The 21,229-nt window shown below is 70.6% G+C and carries 16 protein-coding genes and 1 riboswitch; of the genes, 8 read left to right on the top strand and 8 right to left on the bottom strand.

Annotated features, from left to right (window positions below):
• Positions 1–178: 178 nt before the first annotated feature.
• From AC0NH5_RS00300 to AC0NH5_RS00310, 3 genes are read left to right on the top strand one after another with little or no spacing between them, the layout of a single operon-like run.
• Complete coding sequence (locus AC0NH5_RS00300; protein WP_474398452.1) at positions 179–1,522, top strand: MFS transporter; 1,344 nt, start codon at positions 179–181, stop codon at positions 1,520–1,522.
• 10 nt (positions 1,523–1,532) lie between these two features.
• Positions 1,533–2,315, top strand: a complete 783-nt coding sequence (locus tag AC0NH5_RS00305; protein ID WP_474398454.1) for a hypothetical protein — start codon at positions 1,533–1,535, stop codon at positions 2,313–2,315.
• Positions 2,305–2,805, top strand: a complete 501-nt coding sequence (locus AC0NH5_RS00310) for a mycothiol transferase (RefSeq protein ID WP_474398456.1) — start codon at positions 2,305–2,307, stop codon at positions 2,803–2,805. The genes AC0NH5_RS00305 and AC0NH5_RS00310 overlap by 11 nt, the downstream gene beginning before the upstream one ends.
• Positions 2,806–2,867: 62 nt before the next feature.
• Here AC0NH5_RS00310 and AC0NH5_RS00315 read toward each other — a convergent pair whose 3' ends face one another.
• The 4 genes from AC0NH5_RS00315 to AC0NH5_RS00330 all read right to left on the bottom strand — a co-directional run bounded on the left by AC0NH5_RS00315 (position 2,868) and on the right by AC0NH5_RS00330 (position 8,436).
• The gene (locus tag AC0NH5_RS00315; RefSeq protein ID WP_474398458.1) at positions 2,868–4,334 is read right to left on the bottom strand and encodes an ATP-binding protein; all 1,467 of its coding nucleotides are present in this window, start codon (positions 4,332–4,334) and stop codon (positions 2,868–2,870) included.
• Between the two features lie 3 nt (positions 4,335–4,337).
• Positions 4,338–5,996, bottom strand: a complete 1,659-nt coding sequence (locus AC0NH5_RS00320; RefSeq protein ID WP_474398460.1) for an NAD(P)/FAD-dependent oxidoreductase — start codon at positions 5,994–5,996, stop codon at positions 4,338–4,340.
• A 13-nt stretch (positions 5,997–6,009) separates the two neighbouring features.
• Positions 6,010–7,146 carry a GNAT family N-acetyltransferase gene (locus AC0NH5_RS00325; RefSeq protein ID WP_474400290.1) on the bottom strand — a complete coding sequence of 379 codons (1,137 nt, stop codon included), beginning with the start codon at positions 7,144–7,146 and terminating at the stop codon, positions 6,010–6,012.
• Between the two features lie 312 nt (positions 7,147–7,458).
• Positions 7,459–8,436, bottom strand: a complete 978-nt coding sequence (locus AC0NH5_RS00330) for a class I SAM-dependent methyltransferase (protein ID WP_474398462.1) — start codon at positions 8,434–8,436, stop codon at positions 7,459–7,461.
• Positions 8,437–8,553: 117 nt separating this feature from the next.
• Between AC0NH5_RS00330 and AC0NH5_RS00335 the strand changes: the two genes are divergently transcribed.
• Positions 8,554–9,042, top strand: a complete 489-nt coding sequence (locus tag AC0NH5_RS00335) for a molybdate ABC transporter substrate-binding protein (RefSeq protein WP_474398464.1) — start codon at positions 8,554–8,556, stop codon at positions 9,040–9,042.
• A 75-nt stretch (positions 9,043–9,117) separates the two neighbouring features.
• On the opposite strand, the gene AC0NH5_RS00340 is transcribed toward AC0NH5_RS00335, so the two are convergent.
• Positions 9,118–9,789 (bottom strand): adenosylcobinamide amidohydrolase, encoded by a 672-nt coding sequence (locus AC0NH5_RS00340; RefSeq protein WP_474398466.1) that lies wholly within the window; start codon positions 9,787–9,789, stop codon positions 9,118–9,120.
• An 8-nt stretch (positions 9,790–9,797) separates the two neighbouring features.
• On the bottom strand, positions 9,798–10,337 hold the full coding sequence (locus tag AC0NH5_RS00345; protein WP_474398468.1) for a GNAT family N-acetyltransferase: 540 nt from the start codon (positions 10,335–10,337) through the stop codon (positions 9,798–9,800).
• 70 nt (positions 10,338–10,407) lie between these two features.
• Between AC0NH5_RS00345 and AC0NH5_RS00350 the strand changes: the two genes are divergently transcribed.
• Complete coding sequence (locus AC0NH5_RS00350) at positions 10,408–11,379, top strand: Acg family FMN-binding oxidoreductase (protein WP_474398470.1); 972 nt, start codon at positions 10,408–10,410, stop codon at positions 11,377–11,379.
• A 47-nt stretch (positions 11,380–11,426) separates the two neighbouring features.
• On the opposite strand, the gene AC0NH5_RS00355 is transcribed toward AC0NH5_RS00350, so the two are convergent.
• The gene (locus AC0NH5_RS00355; protein WP_474398472.1) at positions 11,427–13,097 is read right to left on the bottom strand and encodes an alkaline phosphatase family protein; all 1,671 of its coding nucleotides are present in this window, start codon (positions 13,095–13,097) and stop codon (positions 11,427–11,429) included.
• A gap of 97 nt (positions 13,098–13,194) precedes the next feature.
• On the opposite strand from AC0NH5_RS00355, the gene AC0NH5_RS00360 reads away from it, so the two are divergent.
• From AC0NH5_RS00360 to AC0NH5_RS00370, 3 genes are read left to right on the top strand one after another with little or no spacing between them, the layout of a single operon-like run.
• Entirely contained in the window at positions 13,195–13,869 is a 675-nt protein-coding gene (locus AC0NH5_RS00360; RefSeq protein ID WP_474398475.1) for a TetR/AcrR family transcriptional regulator, read from the top strand.
• Complete coding sequence (locus AC0NH5_RS00365; protein WP_474398477.1) at positions 13,863–15,599, top strand: ABC transporter ATP-binding protein; 1,737 nt, start codon at positions 13,863–13,865, stop codon at positions 15,597–15,599. The genes AC0NH5_RS00360 and AC0NH5_RS00365 overlap by 7 nt, the downstream gene beginning before the upstream one ends.
• A 58-nt stretch (positions 15,600–15,657) precedes the next feature.
• Positions 15,658–17,613, top strand: coding sequence for an ABC transporter ATP-binding protein (locus tag AC0NH5_RS00370; RefSeq protein ID WP_474398480.1), 1,956 nt, complete (start codon positions 15,658–15,660; stop codon positions 17,611–17,613).
• 59 nt (positions 17,614–17,672) lie between these two features.
• Here AC0NH5_RS00370 and AC0NH5_RS00375 read toward each other — a convergent pair whose 3' ends face one another.
• Positions 17,673–20,927: a Calx-beta domain-containing protein gene (locus tag AC0NH5_RS00375; RefSeq protein ID WP_474398482.1), complete on the bottom strand. Its 3,255-nt coding sequence runs from the start codon at positions 20,925–20,927 to the stop codon at positions 17,673–17,675.
• A 15-nt stretch (positions 20,928–20,942) separates the two neighbouring features.
• Positions 20,943–21,023, bottom strand: a riboswitch (cyclic di-GMP riboswitch).
• Positions 21,024–21,229: the final 206 nt, after the last annotated feature.

Genomic DNA, 21,229 nt, shown 5'->3' on the forward strand with positions numbered 1-21,229 from the left:
CCGGTGGGCGGGCGGGTCGGACCGTTCCGCTCGCCGCCGGGTGACGCCGAGCACCACATGGCCGCCCGGCGCACCGGTGCACCCCGCGCTGAACGGCGCATTCGCGCACGTCACCCGTCCGGGGCAGTGAGCAGGCGCACGTTGCCGGGGCGGACGCGGGCGAGAAAGGCTTGAGCCCATGCCCAAGCCCTTACCTCCCGGTGCCCGGGCCTGGGCGGTGTGGTCCGCCGGTCTCGCCGCTTACGTCATCGCCGTCCTGCACCGCACCTCGATCGGCGTCGCCGGACTCGACGCGCAGGAGCGCTTCGACATCGGCGCCGGCACCCTGGCCACGTTCGCCGTTCTCCAACTGCTCGTCTATGCCGGCCTGCAGATCCCGGTCGGCCTGCTGCTCGACCGCTTCGGATCGCTGCGGCTGGTGCTCACCGGCGCCCTGGTCATGGCGACCGGGCAGGCCCTGATGGCGGTCACCGACGACGTCAGCGGTGCCGTCGCGGCCCGGATCCTGGTCGGCGCGGGTGACGCGATGACGTTCATCAGCGTGCTGCGCCTGGTGCCGCACTGGTTCCCGGCGAGGCGGGTGCCGGTGCTCACCCAGGTGACCGGGATCGCCGGCCAGCTGGGGCAGGTGCTCTCGGCGGTGCCGCTGGCCGCCCTGCTCGCCGGTCCCGGCTGGACCACCGCGTTCCTCGGCGCGGCCGCCGCCGGCGTGTTCGTCGCGATCGTGACGCTGGTCGCGCTGCACGACACCCCGCACACCCGGATGAGCAACGGCACCGCGCTCTCCTGGCAGCAGCTGGGCACGGACCTCAGCGGCGCGTGGCGGCACCCTGGCACCCGGCTGGGGCTGTGGACGCACTTCACCACGCAGTTCACCGGCACGGTGTTCGCGTTGATGTGGGGGGTGCCGTTCCTGATCGCGGGTGAGGGGCTGAGCCGGGGCGCGGCGAGCTCGCTGCTGCTGTTGTTCGTGCTGACCGGCATGGCGTCCGGGCCGGTGCTGGGGATGCTGACACAGCGGCATCCGCTGCGCCGCTCCTGGCTGGTGCTGGGCATCGTGACGGCGAACATGGCCGCCTGGGCCGCGGTGATCGCCTGGCCGGGCCGAGCCCCGATGGCGCTGCTCGTGGCGCTGGTGGTCGCGCTGGGCCTGGGCGGGCCGGGCTCGATGATCGGCTTCGATTACGCGCGGACCTTCAACCCGCCGAGCCGGCTCGGCACCGCGACCGGCGTGGTGAACGTCGGCGGCTTCGTGGCGTCGCTGCTCACGATCGAGCTGATCGGACTGATTCTGGACGCCCGGACCGGCGGGAGTGCGAACTATCACATCGACGATTTCCGGCTCGCCATGTCGGTGCAGTTCCTGGTGGCCGCGGTGGGCCTGGTAGGCATTCTGCGCACCCGGCGGCTCACCCGGCGACGGCTCACCGAGGAGGAGGGCATCGTGTTCCGCCCCCTTCGCGACGTGGTGGCCGGTTTAGCAATCAGCCGTCCGGTAAAGGCAAAAAGCTCGCGCTTATGAGAGGGGGCACATGACTGACCACGCGCAGAGCCGGTTCTGGTCCGGCATCGACATCCCCAAGACTGTGGCCGGCACGCTCGCGGCACTGTCCGCGGCGGTTGTCGGTTCGTTCCTGGGGCTGGCCGGCACGATCATCGGAGCTGCCCTGGCCAGCCTGATCAGCTCGATCGGCACCGAGATCTATCACAGGTCCATCGACCGGGGCACGAAGAAGCTGCAGTCCGCGTTCGTCACGGCGCCGGCTGCGGTCGGCACGCCCGAGGTGGCGGCCGCGCACACCCCACCGTCCGGCGAGGACGAGGGCGGGACGGCCGGCACGGCCGACGCTCCCCGGCGGCAGATCAACTTCAAGCGCGCCGGCCTGGTCGCCGCGGCACTCTTCGTCGTCGCCCTCGGCGCTCTCACCACCATCGAGCTCATGGCGGGCAAGACCGCCGCGGACGCGATCAACGGCCGTGACGGCGGCAGCCCGACGCTGCTGAACTTCACCGGCGGATCCCGCGACTCCGACACCACGGCCCCGGTCGCACCGGAAGAATCGCAGGCGCCGGCCGACATCGAGGAGAGCACCGCCCCGGCGACCGAACCGGCCGACCCGACCGCCCCGGCCTCGACGGACCCGCAGGCCCCGGCCCCCGCGAGCACCGGGGACACCGAGCCGACAACGGCGCCGACCGGCGAGCCGACCGAGCAGCCGACCACCGGCGACGAGCAGCCGGCCGGCGAGGAACCGGCCACCGGCGCCGACAGCGGGACCGACACCCAGCAGGAGGGCACGGACAGTGGACGCTAAGACGCTGCTGGAGGACGCCTACGGCCGCCTTCCCGAGCTGGTCACGATGGCTGTCGACGGCCTCACCCCCGAGCAGCTCCGGCAGCGGCCGCGGCCCGGCGCGAACACCATCGCCTGGCTGGTCTGGCACCTGACCCGTGTGCAGGACAGCCACATCGCCGAGCTGACCGGTGCGGACCAGGTCTATGTGACCGGCGACTGGGGGCCGCGTTTCGGCCTGAAGACGGACCCCGCGGACACCGGTTACGGCCACACCGCCGAGCAGGTCGCCGCGGTCGCCCCGGAAAGCGCACAGGCGCTGCTGGACTATTACCGCGCGGTGCACGACCACACCCTGGGCTACCTGCGTGGCCTCAGCGCCGCGGACTTCGACGAGATCGTCGACGAGAACTGGGACCCGCCGGTCACCCTGGGCGTCCGGCTGATCTCCGTCTACGACGACGACGCCCAGCACGCGGGTCAGGCGGCCTACGTCCGCGGCCTGCTCTGACCAGCCTTCCCGGTGTACGAACCGGCCCGGTCCCTGACCCCAGGGACCGGGCCGGTCCACGTCTAGGCGGAGGCCGGCTCGCTGAGCGGCAGCCGGACGAAGAACCTGGTGTTCCCCGGCTCCGAATCCACAGTGATGTCGCCGCCGTGGCCGTTGACCACGATCCGGTACGAGATGTCCAGGCCCAGCCCGGTCCCCTCGCCCACCGGTTTCGTGGTGAAGAACGGCTCGAAGACCCGCTTGCGCACCTCGGGCGGCATCCCGGGACCGGTGTCCGCCACCGAGACCACGAGACGGTCGTCCTCCGCGTACGTCCGGATGGTCAGCGTGCCGTCGCCCTCCATGGCCTGCACCGCGTTGTCGATCAGGTTGGTCCAGACCTGGTTGAGCTCGGCCGGATGCGCCGGCACCTGCGGCAGCGAGCGGTCGTAGTCCTTGACGACCCGAGTGCCGCCCAGCTTGTGGGTGAGCATGACCAGGGTGCTGTCCAGGCCGGTGTGCACGTCGATCCACTGGTGGGCGGCACGGTCCAGGTGGGAGTACTGCTTCGCGGCGTTGACCAGGTTCGACACCCGGCCGGTGGAGTCCTCGATGTCGGTCATCAGCTGCTCGGTCTCCAGCGCGTACCCGATCCAGTGGATCGCCTGGTCCAGCAGCTCCGGCGAGGCCAGCCGCGACTCGATCCGGGTGAGGCACTCGACGTCGATGCCGCCCTGCGCGAAGACCGGGGCGGCGTCCCAGGCGCTGGTCACCCCGCGCTGCTCCATCCAGTCGCCGAGCTCGTCCTCCAGGTCGGCGGTCTGCATCGCGGTCAGCGCCGGCGCCTTCGCGGCGCGCTCGATGACCTCCTCCTGGAGTTCGAGCAGCGCGGTGAGCCGGTCCGGCGCGACCTTGCCGGCCGCCAGCTTGCCGAGTTTCATCCGCATCGCGGCGACCCGCTGGCGGAGCGCGCTGGTGGCCCGGGAAGCGGCCGCGGCCGGGTTGTTCAGCTCGTGCATCAGGCCGGCCGACAGCGCGCCGAGCGCGGCCAGCCGCTGCCGCTCGCCGATCGCCGCCTGCATGCTGCGCTGCCCCAGAGTCAGGCCCTCCAGCAGATGGATGGCCATCGGGAACCACTCGCGCATCAGCCACCCGAAGTCGGCGGCGGAGAGCATCAGGAACTCGCTGTCGGAGAGCGCCCGCATCGACGCCATGTATTTGCGGGGGACGCCGTCGTCCTTCAGATAGGCGTTGGTGGCGCCCATGTAGACGCCGCGCTGCTCGGTGCGGGACGTGACCACGTCGTCGTCACCCACCCGGCGGATCAGCGAGATCGTGCCGCTGAGCAGCACGAAGAACGCCTCGGCCGGGTCGCCCTCGCGGAGCACCAGGCTGCCGGCCGGCACCCGCATGGTGCAGCCGTGCTCGGCGATCCAGGCGAGCTGCTCGTCGGTCAGCTTCTCGAACAGGAACAGCGTCCGCAGGTCGGCGGGGGTCAGCCGGCCCGGCTCGCACGGCTCCAGCCGGACTTGCTCGGTCTCAGCAGTCATGGGTTACTGCGCCTCCAGGTAACGATGGACCAGCGTGACGGCCATCGCGCCCTCGCCGACCGCCGAGGCCACCCGCTTGACGGAGTTGGCCCGGACGTCGCCGGCGGCAAAGATGCCGGGAACACTGCACTCCAGATAGAACGGATCCCGGTCCCGATCCCATCCCCGCGGGCGGTCACCGTTTGCCAGCAGGTCCGGGCCGGTGCGGATGAAACCCCGGCCGTCGCGGGCCACCACGTCGCCGAGCCAATCGGTGCGCGGCTCAGCGCCGATGAAGACGAACAGGTAACCGCACTCCACGGTCAGTTTCGTGCCGTCCTTGCTGTCACAGATGGTGAGCGCCTGGAGGTGGCCGTCGCCATGCGCCCCGACCACCTCGCACCGGGTCCGGACGTGGATGTTGGGCACCTGGGCCAGCTGCTGGATCAGGTAGTACGACATCGAGGACTCCAGCGAGTCGCCGCGGACCAGCAACGTGACGCTTCGCGCGTACCCCGAGAAGAAGAGTGCCGCCTGACCGGCGGAATTGGCGCCGCCGACGATGTAGACGTCGGTGCCGGCGCAGGCCGGCCCCTCGGTGGAGGCCGAGCCGTAATAGACGCCGGAGCCGGTCAGGTCGGCGACGCCGTCGGCCGTGAGCGGCCGGTAGGAGACGCCGGTGGCCAGCACGATCGAGTGCGCGGACACCTCACCGCCGTCGGCGAAGGTGAGCGTGCGCGCCGAGCCGTCCGCCCGCAGCCCGACCACCTCGCGGGTGTTGAGCGTCTCGGCGGAGAACTTGCCCGCCTGCCGCCGGGCCCGGTCGGTGAGCTGGGCGCCGGAGATGCCGTCCGGGAAGCCGAGATAGTTCTCGATCCGGGAGCTCTGCCCGGCCTGCCCGCCGACCGCCTGCCGCTCGACCAGCAGGGTCTTCAGCCCTTCGGAGGCGCCGTAGACGGCCGCGCCGAGACCCGCCGGGCCGCCGCCCACGATGATCAGGTCGTAGAAGTCACGGCCCGGGGCAGTGGACAGACCGGCCGCCTCAGCGACCTCCTGCACACTCGGCCGGGGCATCGCCCGCCCGTCCGCGGTCACCACCAGCGGGACCGCCTCCGGCCCGGCGTCGGCGGCCTCCAGCAGGCGGCGGCCCTCCGGCTCGTCGGCGCCGAAGTATTTGTACGGAACCAGGTTGCGCGCCAGGAAGTCGCGGATCTGGTACGACGGCTCGCTCCACCGGTGCCCGACCACCCGGATGTCCGGCAACTCCCGGTCGCCGGTGGCCTGCCACGCGTCGAGCAGCGCGTCCAGCACCGGATAGAGCTTCTCCTCCGGCGGGTCCCACGGCTTGAGCAGGTAGTGGTCGACGTCCACCACGTTGATCGCCTGGATCGCGGCGTCGGTGTCCGCGTACGCGGTGAGCAGCGCCCGCCGCGCGTTCGGGAACAGGTCCATCGCCTGCTCCAGGAACTCGATGCCGTTCATTTGCGGCATCCGGTAGTCGGCGAGGATCACGGCCACCCGGCCACCGCGCAGCTTCAGCTCGCGCAGCGCCTCCAGCGCCTCGGCGGCCGACGAGGCGCGGACGATGCGGTACCGGTCGCCGTAGTGGCGGCGCAGGTCACGTGCGATGGCGCGGGAGACGGACGGGTCGTCGTCGACCGTGAGGATCGCGGCTTGGCCCATGAGTCGTTTGTCCTCAGCTTCCGTGTTCGGGGTGACGTTCGAGGTAACCGGCGACGAACGGGCAGGTGGCGACCACCGGGGTGTTCCTCGACCGGGCGTCGGCCAGCGCCGCGGCAGCCAGCCGGCCGGCCAGCCCGCGCCCGGAGAACGCCTGGTCCACCTCGGTGTGCAGCAGCTCGATGCGGTCGTCGTGGCGGCGGTAGTGCAGCATCCCGGCCACCTCGCCGCCGAGCACCACCTCGTAGCGCTGCTGCTCGAAGCTGTCCACCACGACCGCATCCCCGGCGTTCGGGTTGCCGGCCTGCGCGCTGCCCTCGACCCGAAGCTTGCGGCGGGCCCGCTCGTAGAACGAGGTGCGCCCGAAGCGGATCACCTGGGCGGCGCCCGGCAGCGACTCGATCTCGACCCGGTCGCCGGGCTCCGCGTACCCCTCGATGATGCCGTCCACCTCGATGGCGAGCCGGCCGCTGGTCGGCAGCACCTCGAGCGCCACCTGCTCGGAGGTGTCCAGCACCAGGGAGCGGTTGAACGAGGAGTGCGCGGCGGCCGCGCTGACGATCAGGCCCTGCACGTTCGGCGACACGATCGGGCCGCCCGCCGAGAAGCTGTAGGCCGTCGAACCGGTCGGCGTGCTGATGATCACAGCGTCCGCCGAGTAGTTGACGAAGTTGCTGCCCTCCACCCGGATACCGACCGCGGCCAGGCCGTGACCGGGGACGCGTACCAGAGCGATGTCGTTGAAGGCGGTCACCGAACGCCCGTCCGGCAGCGTGGTCCGCACCGCGGTCCGGGACTCCACCGTGTAGGAGTGCTCGTCGATCGCGGTGAGCGCGTCACCGAGGTCCGGCAGGTCCACTTCGGCCAGGAACCCGAGCCGCCCCACGTTCACCCCGAGGACCGGCGTCTTGCGGCCCTCGACCAGCCGCATCGTCCGCAGCATGGTGCCGTCGCCACCGAGGCTGACCAGCAGCCCGGCCCGGTCCACCATCTCCTCGGCCGCCACCGGGACGGCGCTGCACGCGATCCGGGTGATCTCGTCGGGCAGGCCGAGCACGGTCACCCCGCGATCGTTCGCCCAGTTGACGATCGCGTCGACGGCGGAACCGCAGTCCCGCCGCGGATGCAGGACCAGACCGACGACCTTCACCATGCCCACGACTTCACCCTGCCCATGGCTGCTTCCCCGATCTCCGACGCCCCGCGCAACCCTATGCAGCCTTGCACGCCGAGCCGGAATCGGCGAACACCAGCATGTTTCTCGATTGCTACGTTCCGGGCCGCCGCGTGAGGACTCGAGGTGCGCAGCGAACCCGAAATCACCACACTCCAGGCGGCGGAACGCTGTGTGGGGATTTAAGGTGCGCAGCTGACCCGAAATCCCCACGCTGCGGGCGGCAGGGCGCTGTGTGGGGACCTGGGGTGCGGAGCTGACCGAAGTCACCACGCTGAACGCGGTGGTGGGTCAGTGGCGCTCGGCGAGCGCGAGGAAACGGGTGGGCACGTCCTCGTAGCTGCGCAACCTCCAGCCCGAACCGGCCAGCAGCGGGCCGAGCCGCTCCTCGCTGAGCGGCTCGCCCTTGCGCAGCACACGGCCGTGCCGGGCGGCCAGCTCGGCGCGGCCGGTGGGGTGGAAGACGGCCAGCGTCCCGCCGGGACGGGTCACCCGGGCCAGCTCGGCGAGCCCGGCCACCGGGTCGGGCAGGTGGTGCACCAGGCCGGCGGCGAAGATCACGTCCGCCGTGGCGTCGGCGATCGGCAGGCGACGCGCGTCGGCCAGGACGAGGGTCGCGAACTCGTCCCGGCCCGCCTTGCGCGCCGCGGTGAGCATGTCGGGCGTGAGGTCCAGCCCGAGCACCCGGCCGGTCGGCCCGGTCGCGGCGGCCAGCGCCGGAAGCGCCCGGCCGGTGCCGCACCCGACGTCGAGGACGACGTGGCCGGGCTGCACGCCGGCGAGGCGGACCGCCTCGGTGTAGCGCGGGATGTCGTCACCGAACCGGGCGTCCCAGTCGGCGGCCTTGGCGGCGAAGAAGGCGCGGCTCTCCGACAGGTACCACCTGTCGGTGTCGGCCAGGTCGGGGTGGATCTGGCGGATCACCGGCCACTCCGGGTCGCGGTGGTCGATCACCACCTGGGCGCGGCGCTCGCCGTCGCCCTCGGCGAACCGGTGCCGGGGCCCGCCGCGCAGGAACACCAGCACCCGGTCGGTGGCCGGCTCCAGCACGTTGAGCGCCGAGTCGGAGACGCTGCCGCCGGGACCGGTGAGGCCGAGGACGGCGTCCACGTTCCACGCGCGGGCGCTGGAAGGGAAGGCCGCGGCGAGGCGGGCGGCGAACTGGGCGGCCACGCCGGGATCGCCGCCGTCGACGATCACCGTGAGCGGGGCACGCGGCGCCAGCACCTCGGCGAGCAGGGCGGTGACTTCGGCGATGCGTTCCGGCACGCCCACCAGCATGACGGGGCACGTGTGACGGGCGCAACGCCCCCCAGGGCGAGCACTTTGTGCCACTTTGTCACCCAGGGGTGTGGGTGACCGTCTCGATCCTGGCACAGTGGGGCGATGAGAGCCTCTGCCGTCGTGGTGGCCGTCGTCCTGGCGCTCGGCGGCTGCGCGACTCCGAGCCCCAGCACCGGCGACGGTCCGGCGGGCGGCGGCCCGCCCGGTGACGCCGTCGAGCCGGGCGGCCAGCCCGGGCTCAGCGAGGTGCGGGTCCTCGCCGACGAGAAGCTGCGCGAGGCGTTCGGCCAGATCGAGACGCTCTACGAGGCACAGAACCCCAGCACCGAGATCGTCTTGTCGTACGGGGAGGGCATCGATCTCGCCAAGCGGATAGCCGGCGGCGAGCCCGCGGAGGTCTTCGCCACCGAGGATCCGTCCGCGATGGCCACCGTGACCGGCGCCGGCAAGTCCGCGGGCGAGGCCGAGACGTTCGCCGGCGGCCTGCTGCGGATCGTCGCAGTCGCCGAGAGCGGCGCACCCTTCGTCTCGTTCGTGCGCGAGGGCGGCGGCAGCCGGGTCCTCACCGACACCGGCGTGCTCCGCCCCTGACCGCCGGGCATCGCACGACGTCGGCGCGGCGCGGCGGAAGCATGCCCGCCCGGCGGCAGCGCGCAGCGGAAGCGGTCAGCCGCCGGCGCGGTCGGACCAGGAGCGGCCGGTGGCAAGGTTGACCGCGCCCCCGTCGAGGACGGCCCGGTGCACGGCCCGGGCCATCGGGGCGCCCCAGCGCGACCGCGGACCGCAGTACGGCGCCGGCGCCCCGTCGAGCGGGCAGAGCACGCAGACCGCGTCGGTCGCCGTCCCGGTCGCGGTCAGGCCCAGTTCGGCGAGGGCCTGGGCCTTCGCCTCGGTGGCGGTGGCGACCGCGTTGATCAGGGCGCCGTCGCCGAGGCGCTGCGGCACCCCGACGACGACGTTGACGGTGCCGGGCCGGTGCCCGAACCCGACCGCCGCCGGGTCCGCCGCGAGCAGCGGCGCCCCGAGCCCGACGGTCGCGTAGACCTGCACACCGTCGTCGTTCGCGGCCACCACGTCGGCGACGTCCACGCCGGTGAGCAGGCCGATCCCGGGGCCGGTCAGCCCGAGGCCACCGGCCAGCTCGGCCAGGTGCGCCTCGGGGTCGGGCCGGGCGTACGACATCGCGACGCTCGCGTTGATCAGCCACTCCCGGGGGCCGACCCCGCCGCCGAGGACCGCGCTGGAGACCGCGAGCAGGGGCGCCGGGAAGCGCCAGAGCAGCAGCGGCACGTCCTGGCCGCCCTCCCTGCGGTGGGTCAGCGAAGGTTCGGCGAACATCGGTGGCGTCAGGTCCAATCCGGGGCCAGGACGGCCCAGATCTCAGTGTCGCGGCGGGTGCCCTGCCAGGGGTAGGACTGGCGCTTCTGACCCTCCCGGGTCATCCCGAGGCGGCGGGCGATGTTGGAGCTGGCCACGTTGTTGGGGTCGCAGAGCCATTCGACGCGGTGCATGCCACGCGTGCGGAACGCCCAGTCGATCAGCACCCGCACCGCCCGGGTGATCAGCCCGCGACCGGTGGCGGACGGCTCCAGCCAGCAGCCGACCTCGCAGTTGCCGGACGCGGCGTCGAAGCCCACGAACATGGTGCCGCCGACCAGCGTGCCGTCGAGCCAGATGCCGAACAGCCGGCCGGTGTCGGCCGCGGCCCGGTCGGCGTAGCGCTGCAGGGTGGCGGTGGCGGTGGGCAGGTCGGTGCTGATGCTGGCCCACGGGATCCACGGGTCGACCGTGGCGCGGGCGCGGTCCATGTGCGCCAGGAACTCCGCGGCCTGCCAGGGTTCGAGGGGCCGCAGTTCGGCGCCGTCTCCTAGATCAATCGAGAACACCGTGGCAGCGTATCCGCGCCAGGGTCTTGAGTCCTTACCCGGCGGCCGGCAATTCGGGCACCATGGAGTCATGAGCAAGGACGAGGTCACGCGTGCACTGGTGCAGGCGGCGGACGCCGCCCGGTTCGCCCCGTCGATCCACAACACCCAGCCGTGGCGCTGGGTGATCCGGGGTGACCGCCTGGAGCTGTTCGGCGTCGTCGAACGGCAGCTGACCGAGCAGGACCCGGGCGGCCGGATGCTGTTGTTGAGCTGCGGCACCGCGCTGCACCACGCGCAGGTCGCGCTGACCGCCGAGGGCTGGCGGCACGAGATCGAGCGGACCGCCACCGAGCCGCTGGCCACGATCCGGGCGGTGGAGCGTGAGGCGGTGCACCCGGAGGCGACCCGGCACCTGCAGATGCTCCAGGTCCGGCGGACCGACCGGCGGACGGTCACCGATGAGAAGGTGCCGGATGAGGCTCTGCGGCACCTGGTCGAGCAGGCCGAGGCGGGCGGGGCACGGCTGCACGTGCTGGGCCGGGACCAGGTCATCGAGCTGGCGGTCGCGGTGGAGCACGCGCAGAAGGCCGAGGACACCGACGACCGGATCCGCGAGGAGATGGCCCGGTGGGTGGGCGGCGAGCGCACCGAGGGCACCGGCATCCCGGCGTCGGCGCTTCCCGAGGAGGTTCCGCTGACCACGGTCGCGGAACGCGACTTCCAGGCGAAGGGGACGCTGCGGGCGGGCGACGGCCACGACGCGGCCGCGACCTACGCGGTTCTTTACGGTACGGGTGACGACGCGGTCGACTGGCTGCGCGCCGGTGAGGCGCTGAGCCGCCTGTGGCTGGCCGCCACCGAGCAGGCCGTGAGCCTGCTGCCGCTGAGCGGCCCGGTGGAGATCGCCTCCACCCGCCACACCCTGCGCACCATGCTCGGCGGCACCGGCCACCCGTTCCTGGCCGTCCGGCTCGGCACCCTCGACCCGGCCCACTCGGCCCCACCCAAGACCCCACGCCTCCCCGCGGGCCAGGTCATCGAGGTCCTGGAAGCCGAATAACCAGTGTGTGAAGTTCGGGCTCGATTCGAACCCGAACTTCACACACCTCAGTGCTGATCCCCTTCGGGGCCGTAAGCGGCGAAGAAGCGGTCCCGGAAGGTGTCCATCCGCCAGACCGGGGCGTCCGCGGCCGGTTTGAGGCCGTCGGTCCAGCCCCATCGCTTGATCCGGTCGAGGATCTTCGGGTCCTTGGCCAGGATCGTGATCGGCACGTCGCGGGTGGCGTTCTGCCCGACCACGACCGGGGCCGGCTGGTGGTCGCCGAGCATGACCAGGACCGTGTCGTCGTCGGCGTACTCCGCCAGGTATTCCAGGAGGCTGTCGATCGAGTAGGCGATGGACCGGGCGTACTCGCTCTTGATCCGGCCGTTGTCCTTCCACACGCTCTGGGTGGGCTCGGCGGCGTCGACCACCGGGCCGTAGACGCTGCCGTCGCCGATCTCGTCCCAGTCGAGCATGGGGGGCACCGGCGTCCACGGCGTGTGGCTGGAGGTCAGCGTCACCTCGGCGAGCAGCGGGCCGCGGTTCTTCTTGGCGTACTCCAGCTTGTGGAAGGCCGACATCACGTACTGGTCGGGCATGGGTGACCAGCTGAACGCCGGGCCGTTGTAGCCGAGCGTGTGCGAGTCGTAGATCTGGTCGTACCCGTAGAACTCGCCTTCCGGCCAGGCGAACGTGATGCCCGGCTCGACGCCGACGGCCCGGTGCCCGACGGTGCCGAACGCCTTGGTGAGGGTGAGCCGGTCGGAGGCGACCAGGCTGCGGTACCGCTGCTCGTTGTCGATCCAGAGCCCGGACAGGAACGTCGCGTGCGCCAGCCAGCTGCCGCCGCCCGCGGTGGACGAGGTGAGGTACCCGCTGCGTGCGGTGAATCCGGCTTTCGCCAGCTTGTCGCCGTTGTCCGCGAGGGTCTCCAGGACCGCGCCGTTGAACTGCGGGTTCTCCAGGGCGTCCCGCCCGTAGCTCTCCACGAACGAGATGATCACGTCGTTGTTCTTGAGGGCGGTGAGCATCTGGTCGGCGGGCCGGTCCCGGTATGCGTCGACCTTGACCTCGGCGGCGAACCGCTTGCGGTCACGCAGGTCGTTGGGCAGCGCCAGGGCGGTGTGCGCGGCCAGGTCGGCCGCGGTGTGCGAGGCGACCGGGATGCCACCGATCAGCTGGAAGCCGATCGCTGTCAGGGCCGCCCAGGCGACACCCACCGCGCCCAGGCCCCGCCAGGCCCAGGCACGGTGGGCGGTCATGAGGCCGCTCAGCCGCTGGACCGCCCACGTCATCGCGACGGTCACGACCACGGCGAGGGCGACTGCGGCGAGCGCGAGCCCGATGGCGACGGGCCGGCCCAGGGAGTCGCTCATGAAGTTGAAGCCGTCGTCGAACAATGCCCAGTCGAGGACCGGGTCGAACCGGCGGGCCAGCACCGCGAAGAACCCGATGTCGACCAGCTTCACCACGGTGAGCAGGCCGAGCAGCACGCCGAGGGTCAGCACGATCGGCCGCCGGGCCCGGCCGAGGCGCCCGCTTTGCGGTAGCAGGAGCAGCAGGGCACCGACCACGGGCAGCTCGATCGGGACGCGCAGGAGCGCGGTGTGGACCGCGTTTCCGGGCGGCAGCCGGAAGATCTGGTCCGGCACGATCAGCGCCAGGAACACCAGAACCGCCGCGAATGCCGTGGTCAGGTGCCTGAGGACTCGGCGGTGGGACTTCACTTCGCTCACGCTCTGTTCATACGCCCCCGGCTCCGGTCCGGTTCGACCGCCTCCCCCAACCCGAAATTCAGTGGATGAGTGAGTGCTCGCTCATTAAGGTGGCGGGATGGAATCTCGACGCCGGCGGGTCCCGGCGATGGCACCGGAGGAGCGCCGGGCCGCCCTCATCGCGGCGACCATCCCGCTGATCCACCAGCACGGCCTCGACGTGAGCACCCGGCAGATCGCCCACGCCGCCGGCGTCGCCGAAGGGACGATCTTCGGCGTCTTCGACAGCAAGACGCAGCTGGTGGTCTGCTCGGTGGTCAAGGCACTCGACCCGCAGGAGACCCTCGACGCGCTCGCTGCCATCGACCGCTCGGCCGACCTGCGAGAGCGGGTGGCGCGCGCCGCCGAGCTGGTGCACGGCCGGTTCACCGAGCACGCGCACCTGATGCACGAGGCCCGCAAGCTGATCTTCGAGAACAAGCCCGACCCGGAGGCGCAGGCCCGGATGGCCGCCTCCCGGGAGCAACTGCACGCCGCGATCACCGACGTGTTCACGCCGGACGAGGCCCGGTTGCGGGTCTCCCCCGGCAAGGCCGCCCGGCTCCTGCTGCTGCACTGCGGCGCCGACGCGTTCGGGCCGTTCGGCGAGCCCGGCTCGTTCAGCGGCGCGGACCTGGCGACCCTGCTGCTGGACGGCATCCTCGCCGACTCCGGCCCGGTGCCGGACGTCGCCGCGATCATCCTCGACGAATTGATCAATCACACCGAACGGGGGGATCAGCCGACATGCTGATCAAACTGCTTCGTGTGCATCTGCGGCCGTACTGGACACCGATCTCCCTGGTGGTGCTCTTCCAGTTCCTGCAGACGCTCGCGACGCTCTATCTGCCGGCGCTCAACGCCGACATCATCGACAACGGCGTGATCAAGGGCGACACCGGCTACGTGCTGCGGATCGGCGGCGCCATGATCGGTGTCACGGTGCTCCAGATCGTGGCACAGGGCGTGGCGGTGTACTTCGGCGCCCGGACCGCGATGGCCGTCGGCCGGGACCTGCGCGCCTCGATCTTCGACCGGGTGCAGGAGTTCTCGGCCCGCGAGGTCGGCCAGTTCGGCGCGCCCTCGCTGATCACCCGGACCACCAACGACGTCCAGCAGATCCAGATGCTGGTGCTGCTCACGTTCACGCTGATGGTGTCGGCGCCGATCATGTGCGTCGGCGGCATCGTGCTCGCACTGCGCGAGGACGTCCCGCTCTCCGGGCTGCTGCTGGTCATCGTCCCGGTGCTGATCGGCGTGGTCGGCCTGATCATCGCCCGGATGCGGCCGCTGTTCCGCACCATGCAGGTGCGCCTCGACAAGGTCAACCAGGTGATGCGCGAGCAGATCACCGGCATCCGGGTGATCCGGGCGTTCGTCCGCGACGACCACGAGCGGAAGCGTTACGGCGTGGCGAACGACGAGCTCACCGACGTGTCGCTGCGGGTCGGCCGGGTCATGGCGTTCATGTTCCCGACCGTGATGCTGATCGTGAACATCTCCAGCGTGGCGGTGCTCTGGTTCGGTGGCCACCGGATCGACTCCGGCGGCATGCAGATCGGCTCGCTGACCGCGTTCGTCGCCTACCTCATGCAGATCCTCATGTCGATCATGATGGCCACCTTCATGTTCATGATGGTGCCGCGCGCCGAGGTCTGCGCCGAACGCATCGAGGAGGTGCTGGACACCGAGTCGAGCGTGACGCCGCCCACGGCGCCGATCACCCAACTCGAACGGCATGGTGAGCTGGAGCTTCGGGACGTCGACTTCCGCTTTCCGGGGGCGCAGGCCGCGGTTCTTTCAGGGGTACGGGTGATCGCCCGGCCCCGCGAGATCACCGCCGTCATCGGCTCCACAGGCAGCGGCAAGACCACCCTGCTCAATCTGATCCCCCGGCTCTTCGATGCGACCGGCGGCACCGTCCTCGTCGACGGTGTCGACGTCCGCGAGCTGGACCCGGCACTGTTGTCCCGCATCGTGGGCCTGGTGCCGCAGCGGCCCTACCTGTTCAGCGGCACCGTCGCCTCCAACCTGCGCTACGGCAACCCGGACGCCACCGACGACGAGCTCTGGGAGGCCCTGGAGGTCGCCCAGGCCAGGGAGTTCGTCGAGCAGATGGAGGGACAGCTCGAGGCGCCGATCGCGCAGGGCGGCACCAACGTGTCGGGCGGTCAGCGGCAGCGGCTGGCGATCGCCCGCGCCCTCGTGCACCGGCCGGAGATCTACCTGTTCGACGACTCGTTCTCGGCGCTGGACTACGCGACGGACGCGGCTCTGCGGGCGGCGCTGACCGCCTACATCGCGGACGCGACCGTGGTGATCGTGGCGCAGCGGGTCAGCACCATCCGGGACGCCGACCGGATCGTCGTGCTCGACGACGGCAAGGTCGCCGGGACCGGCACCCACGACGAGCTGATGGAGTCGAACCCGACCTATCGCGAGATCGTGCTCTCCCAGCTGACCGCGGCGGAGGCGGCGGCATGACGAACGATCACGCTCCGGTCGTACCCCCCAGGTTCCTGCTTCGTGATGGAGGATCCGCATGACCGCGCCCACCCGCCGGCCCGGACCACCGCCCGCCGGACCGCCCGCGGCCCGGATGATGATGGCCGGCGGACCGCCGGAGAAACTCCAGGACTTCAAAGGCTCGACCAAGCGACTGCTCGGCATGCTCCGACCGCAACGGATCACCGTCGCGTTCGTGCTGCTCTTCGGCGTCGGCAGCGTCTTCCTCTCGGTGCTCGGGCCCTATCTGCTCGGCCGCGCCACTGACGTGATCTTCTCCGGCGTGATCGGGCGGATGCTCCAGCCCGGCGTCACCAAGGAGGAGGCGATCGCCGGGCTCCGCGCCCGAGGCGAGAACAACCAGGCCGACCTGCTCTCCGGAGTGGACGTGATCCCGGGGCAGGGGGTGGACTTCACCCGGCTCGGCCAGATCCTCGCCTGGGTGGTGGTGATCTACCTCGGCGCCTGGGTCTTCGGCGTACTGCAGGGCCGGCTCACCGCGAAGGCCGTCCAGTCCGCCGTCCTCGACCTGCGCAACCAGGTCGAGGCGAAGCTCGGACGCCTGCCGCTGTCATATTTCGATCAGCAGTCGCGCGGTGAGGTGCTGAGCCGCGCCACCAACGACACGGACAACATCGCGCAGACCCTGCAGCAGACGTTCGCGCAGCTGGTCACCGCCCTGCTGATGATCGTCGGGGTGCTCGGCGTGATGTTCTGGATCTCGCCGCTGCTCGCGCTGATCGCACTGGTCACCGTGCCGGTCTCGATATGGCTGACCACGGTGATCGGCAAACGGTCGCAGCCGCAGTTCGTCGCACAGTGGAAGACCACCGGGAAGCTGAACGGGCACATCGAGGAGATGTTCACCGGGCACGCGCTGGTCAAGGTCTTCGGGCGCCAGCAGGAGGCCGCCGCGGTGTTCGAGGAGCACAACGACCGGCTGTACGCCTCCAGCTTCCGCGCCCAGTTCATCTCCGGCCTGATCCAGCCGGCCATGATGTTCATCTCGAACCTGAACTACGTGCTGGTGGCCGTCGTCGGCGGCCTGCGCGTGGCCTCGGGCACGCTGTCGCTGGGCGAGGTGCAGGCCTTCATCCAGTACTCCCGGCAGTTCAGCCAGCCGCTCACCCAGGTGGCCAGCATGGCGAACCTGGTGCAGTCCGGTGTCGCGTCGGCGGAACGGGTGTTCGCGCTGCTGGACGCCCCGGAGCAGTCGCCGGATCCGGCCCCGGTCGACCTGGGGACGGTGCGGGGGCGGATCGCGTTCGAGAACGTGTCGTTCCGCTACCTGCCCGACAAGCCGCTCATCGAGAACCTGTCGCTGGCTGTCGAGCCGGGGCAGACCGTGGCGATCGTCGGCCCCACCGGAGCCGGCAAGACGACGCTGGTCAACCTGCTGATGCGGTTCTACGACGTGACCTCGGGCCGGATCACGCTGGACGGGGTGGACATCGCGTCCATGCCCCGGGAACAGCTGCGCGAGCAGATCGGGATGGTGCTCCAGGACACCTGGCTGTTCGGCGGGACCATCTCGGAGAACCTCGCCTACGGCGCCGACTCCGCTTCTGCGGAGCTGATCCAGCAGGCGGCCGAGGCCGCACACGTCGACGGTTTCGTGCGGACCCTGCCGGACGGGTACGACACGAAGATCGACGAAGAGGGCTCGAACGTCAGCGCCGGCCAGAAACAGCTGATCACCATCGCGCGGGCGTTCCTCGCCGAGCCGAGCATCCTGATCCTCGACGAGGCGACCAGCTCCGTCGACACCCGGACCGAGGTGCTGATCCAGCGGGCCATGGGCAACTTGCGCACCGGCCGGACCAGCTTCGTGATCGCCCACCGGCTGTCGACGATCCGCGACGCCGACGTGATCCTGGTGATGGAGAACGGATCGATCGTCGAACAGGGCACGCACGATGAGCTGATCGCGGCGGACGGGGCGTATGCGCGGCTCTACTCGGCGCAGTTCGCGCAGGCGGTCGAGATCGACTGATCTGCCCATACGGAACGGGGGCGGCCGGCCGGCCGCCCCCGTCACGTCGCTGCTTCGACTTACTTGATGGTGATGGCCTTCTGGCCCGAGTAGCCCGGGTTGATGCCGGCGCCGGTGTTACCGGCGACGAACGCCCGCAGCGTCCACTTGGTGCCCGACTTGGCGGTGAAGGTGCCCTTCCAGCCAGTGGCCGTGGTGGTGCCCTTCCAGGCGGTGTTGACCCACTTGCCGCCGCTCAGGCGCTGCACGATGACCGACTGGCCGGCGGCCTTCGGGTTGCCGGTGACGTTCAGCGTGACCTTGCCCTTGGTGGAGCTGACCGTGAAGGCCGGGTCCTGCGTGATCTTGACGCTCCGCTCCGCGGAGTTGATCTCGTGGGACTGGACGGCGAACCGGTAGCCCGTGGAGATGGCGCGGGTGAACCGGTAGTTGCCGCCGGCGTCGGCCTTGCCGTTGACCAGCCACTTCAGCGCACCCTTGCCGGCGATCGGAGCACCCCAGAGCTCGACCTCGGCGTTCGCCGCGGCCTTGCCGGTGATGGTCGCGTTGCCGGTGCCCTTGGCCGGTCCGGTGACGCTGATGGTCGGCGTGACCGGGTTGTGCGTGTCGTCCGACTTGATCGTGACGGTGGCGTCGCCGGTGATCACCGAGGAGCCCAACGGGCCGACGTTGCCGATCCGGACCGTGAAGGTCTCGTCGCCCTCGACGTCCCAGTCGTTGATGAGCGGAACCTTGACGGTCCACTTCATGGAACCCGGCGGGATCTGGAGCGTGCCCTTGACCGCCTTGTAGTCCGAGCCCGCCTTGGCCGTGCCGTCCTGGGTCCAGAACGGGACGGTGACCGTCTGCGTGGTCGAGGTCGCCTCACCGGTGAAGGTCAGATCGATGGGAACGTCGACCGAGCCTTCCTTCTCGTTGATCCAGGCGTCCCCGATGGAGACCGCCGGCGGCAGGTCCAGCGGATCGTCGGCGATCTTGTAGGTGCCGGCGGACGGGGTGAAGCCGGTCGGCACACCGGTCGTCTCGTTGGCCGTGACGGTGAACGCCTCGGTCGGCTCGTCGATGGTGTCCTCGAGAGCGGCGAACGTCCAGGTGTAGGCGCCGTTCATGGTGGTCAGCGCACCCGTGGCCCCGCGGGCGACGCTGATCGTCGTGGTGGGCAGAGCGTCGGGCGCCTTGAAGTCGGTGCCCGGCGTGGCCGGGTTCGGAGTGCCGCCACCCACGGTCAGGCCGAGGTTGTACGGGTACTCCGAGACACCGACGATCGTGCCGGTGACCTGGGTCGACTGCCCCTCGGTCACGTTGCCGGTGGTGAAGGTCAGCGAGGGTTGGGCGTCGTCGTTGCCGATGCTGACCCGCGAGACGTGCTTGACGAAAGCCGTGTCGGTGGCGGTGACGTCGGTGCTCGCCGTGGTGATCGCGACGCTGAACTGCTGGTCCCGCTCGTAGACGGTGTCACCGTTGATCGGGATGTTCAGGTACCCGGTCGTCTCGCCGGCCTTGATGGTGGCGGTGGTGTCGGCCGGCAGGTCGTAGTCGTTGTCGCCGGCCAGGGAGCCGCCCTCGACCGCGCTGGCCGCGGTGAACGTCGAGGTGAAGACGGTGTCCGTCGGGGAGGCCCCGCTCAGCGAGATCGGGATCTTCGCCATGGTGGTGCCGGTGTTGCCCTCGGTCACCGAGACGTCGCCCACGTTGAAGACAGGCTTCTCGTCGCCCTCGGTGGCTTCGGTGAGGGTCATGGCCACGTCACCCGGGTTGCGGATGGTCGCGGTCGTGCTGGACAGGGTGACGGCGAAGCCCTCGGCCCCCTCCAGCACCTTGTCGCCCAGGACGGTGATCGGGATGTCCTGGGTCCAGGTCGCCGTGCTCGTGTTGGCCGGGATGGTGAAGCTTCCCTCACCGGCCTTGTAGTCCGAACCCGCCTTGGCGGTGCCGTCCTTGGTCTTCCAGTCGATCTTGACCGGCGTCGGGTAGGTGGCGTTCGTGACCGTCACAGCGAGCTTCCGGACGTTCTCGCCGGAGTCGCCCTCCTGGACCGTGGTCGGGGTGAGCGTGACGATCGGGCCCGCAGTCGCCGCGTCGTCGTCGTTGATGACGCCGGTGCCGATGGTCGGCGTGCCCAGCGTGGCACCGCTGGCGGCGGTAAGACGAGCCCGGACGTTCTCCGGCCCTTCGAACGTGGTGTCGGTAACCGATGTGAGATCGGCCGTCTTGGTCGTCGTGTACTGCGGGATGGTCACCCGGCCCACACCGACACCGGTGACTACCGCGGTGTAGTCGGCAGACGTGGCCGCGTTGGAGCCGGAGAGGTTGGTGCCGTCCGCGGACTCCCAGTCCACGGTGACCGTCTTCTCCGTGGGCGCGGACAGGGTGAGCGGGAACCTGACGACCGCGGCCTCGGTCGCGGCCGGGGCGTCGCCGATCTTCACGGTCGGCGCCGTGTCGTCGTCGGTGACAGCGACTTCGACCGGCGTCACGTTGGTCGCCGCGCCGAGCGGTACGCTCGCCTGCTGGACCCGGAAGTACTGGGTGTCCTCTTCGTCAAGCGCGTCGTCGAAGAGCTCGACGTCGATGCTCCCGGTGTACTGGTACGCGGGAATCACGATCGCAGCGGAAGCCGGCAGGGCCGAGAAGTCACGCAACGTACTGCCATCGGACCTGGCCTGCAAGTTGGTGGCCCGGCTGGCAGCCACTGCCGTCGCCATCGGAATGGTGACGTCGTGCGGCATCGCCGTGTCGATCGTCGCAGTGATCGTGACGCGCTTCTGGGAGGTGCCGGCGCCCGACGTGATCGCGGTCTCCGTCACCGCCTCCGTCGGACCGGTGAGGGTGTAGTTCGGGTAGGCGCTCGCCGCCCAGATCGTTCCGGTGCCCGACTTGGTGCCGTCGTCACCCGTCGCCGTCAGAAGGAAGGTCTCGTCCGCGACGTCAGCATCGGCTGCCGTGGCGACCGAGACGACCACGGTGTTGTTGCCACCGGTGCCGGGGAACGAGATGTTTCCGGCGCTCCGCTGGGTGTAGTCGCTAGCGGACGCGGCCGACGCGTCGGCGGTGGCGACGCTGTAGGTGGCCGGCAGCGAGCCCGTGTAGGTGAGGGTGAACCGAAGGGTTCCGCCCTCCCAGTTACCGGCGTCGGAGATGGTCAGATCGCTGACGTTCCCGGCCGCGTGCGCCGGAGTGGTGATCAGCATCGCGGGGACGAGACCCACAGCCGAGGCAGCGAGGCCGGCGAGAACCTTCCGCATCCGGCTGGGTCCCCAGAGCGTGAACGGCACCCGCTCTCGCGGCGCCGCTTGGATTGGTCGATGACGCATTCTCTTCCTAACTCCTTCGGCGGCTGGGCAACCTCTCCAGCGGGGAGGCCCCTGGCTTTGCGTCCCCGCCTCACGACGGGTTTGCCTGTTCGGGTACCGCACCTTGGGGCGGTGGGGGCGCCGGCCGAAACCGGCCTTCAGCAGCGCAGACACGGATCCGAAGGTCCGTGTGAGGCGACGCCTTCCGTAATCTAACTGGCGTATCGGCCTGTTACCGGCGGATCACGTTTTTCGGTATAAAAACCTTCACATGACCTGTAACGACCCCCTCGGGACGGCCGTGAAACGGGTGAAGGGCGGCC

It is taken from the genome of Actinoplanes sp. 13 (assembly GCF_056134165.1).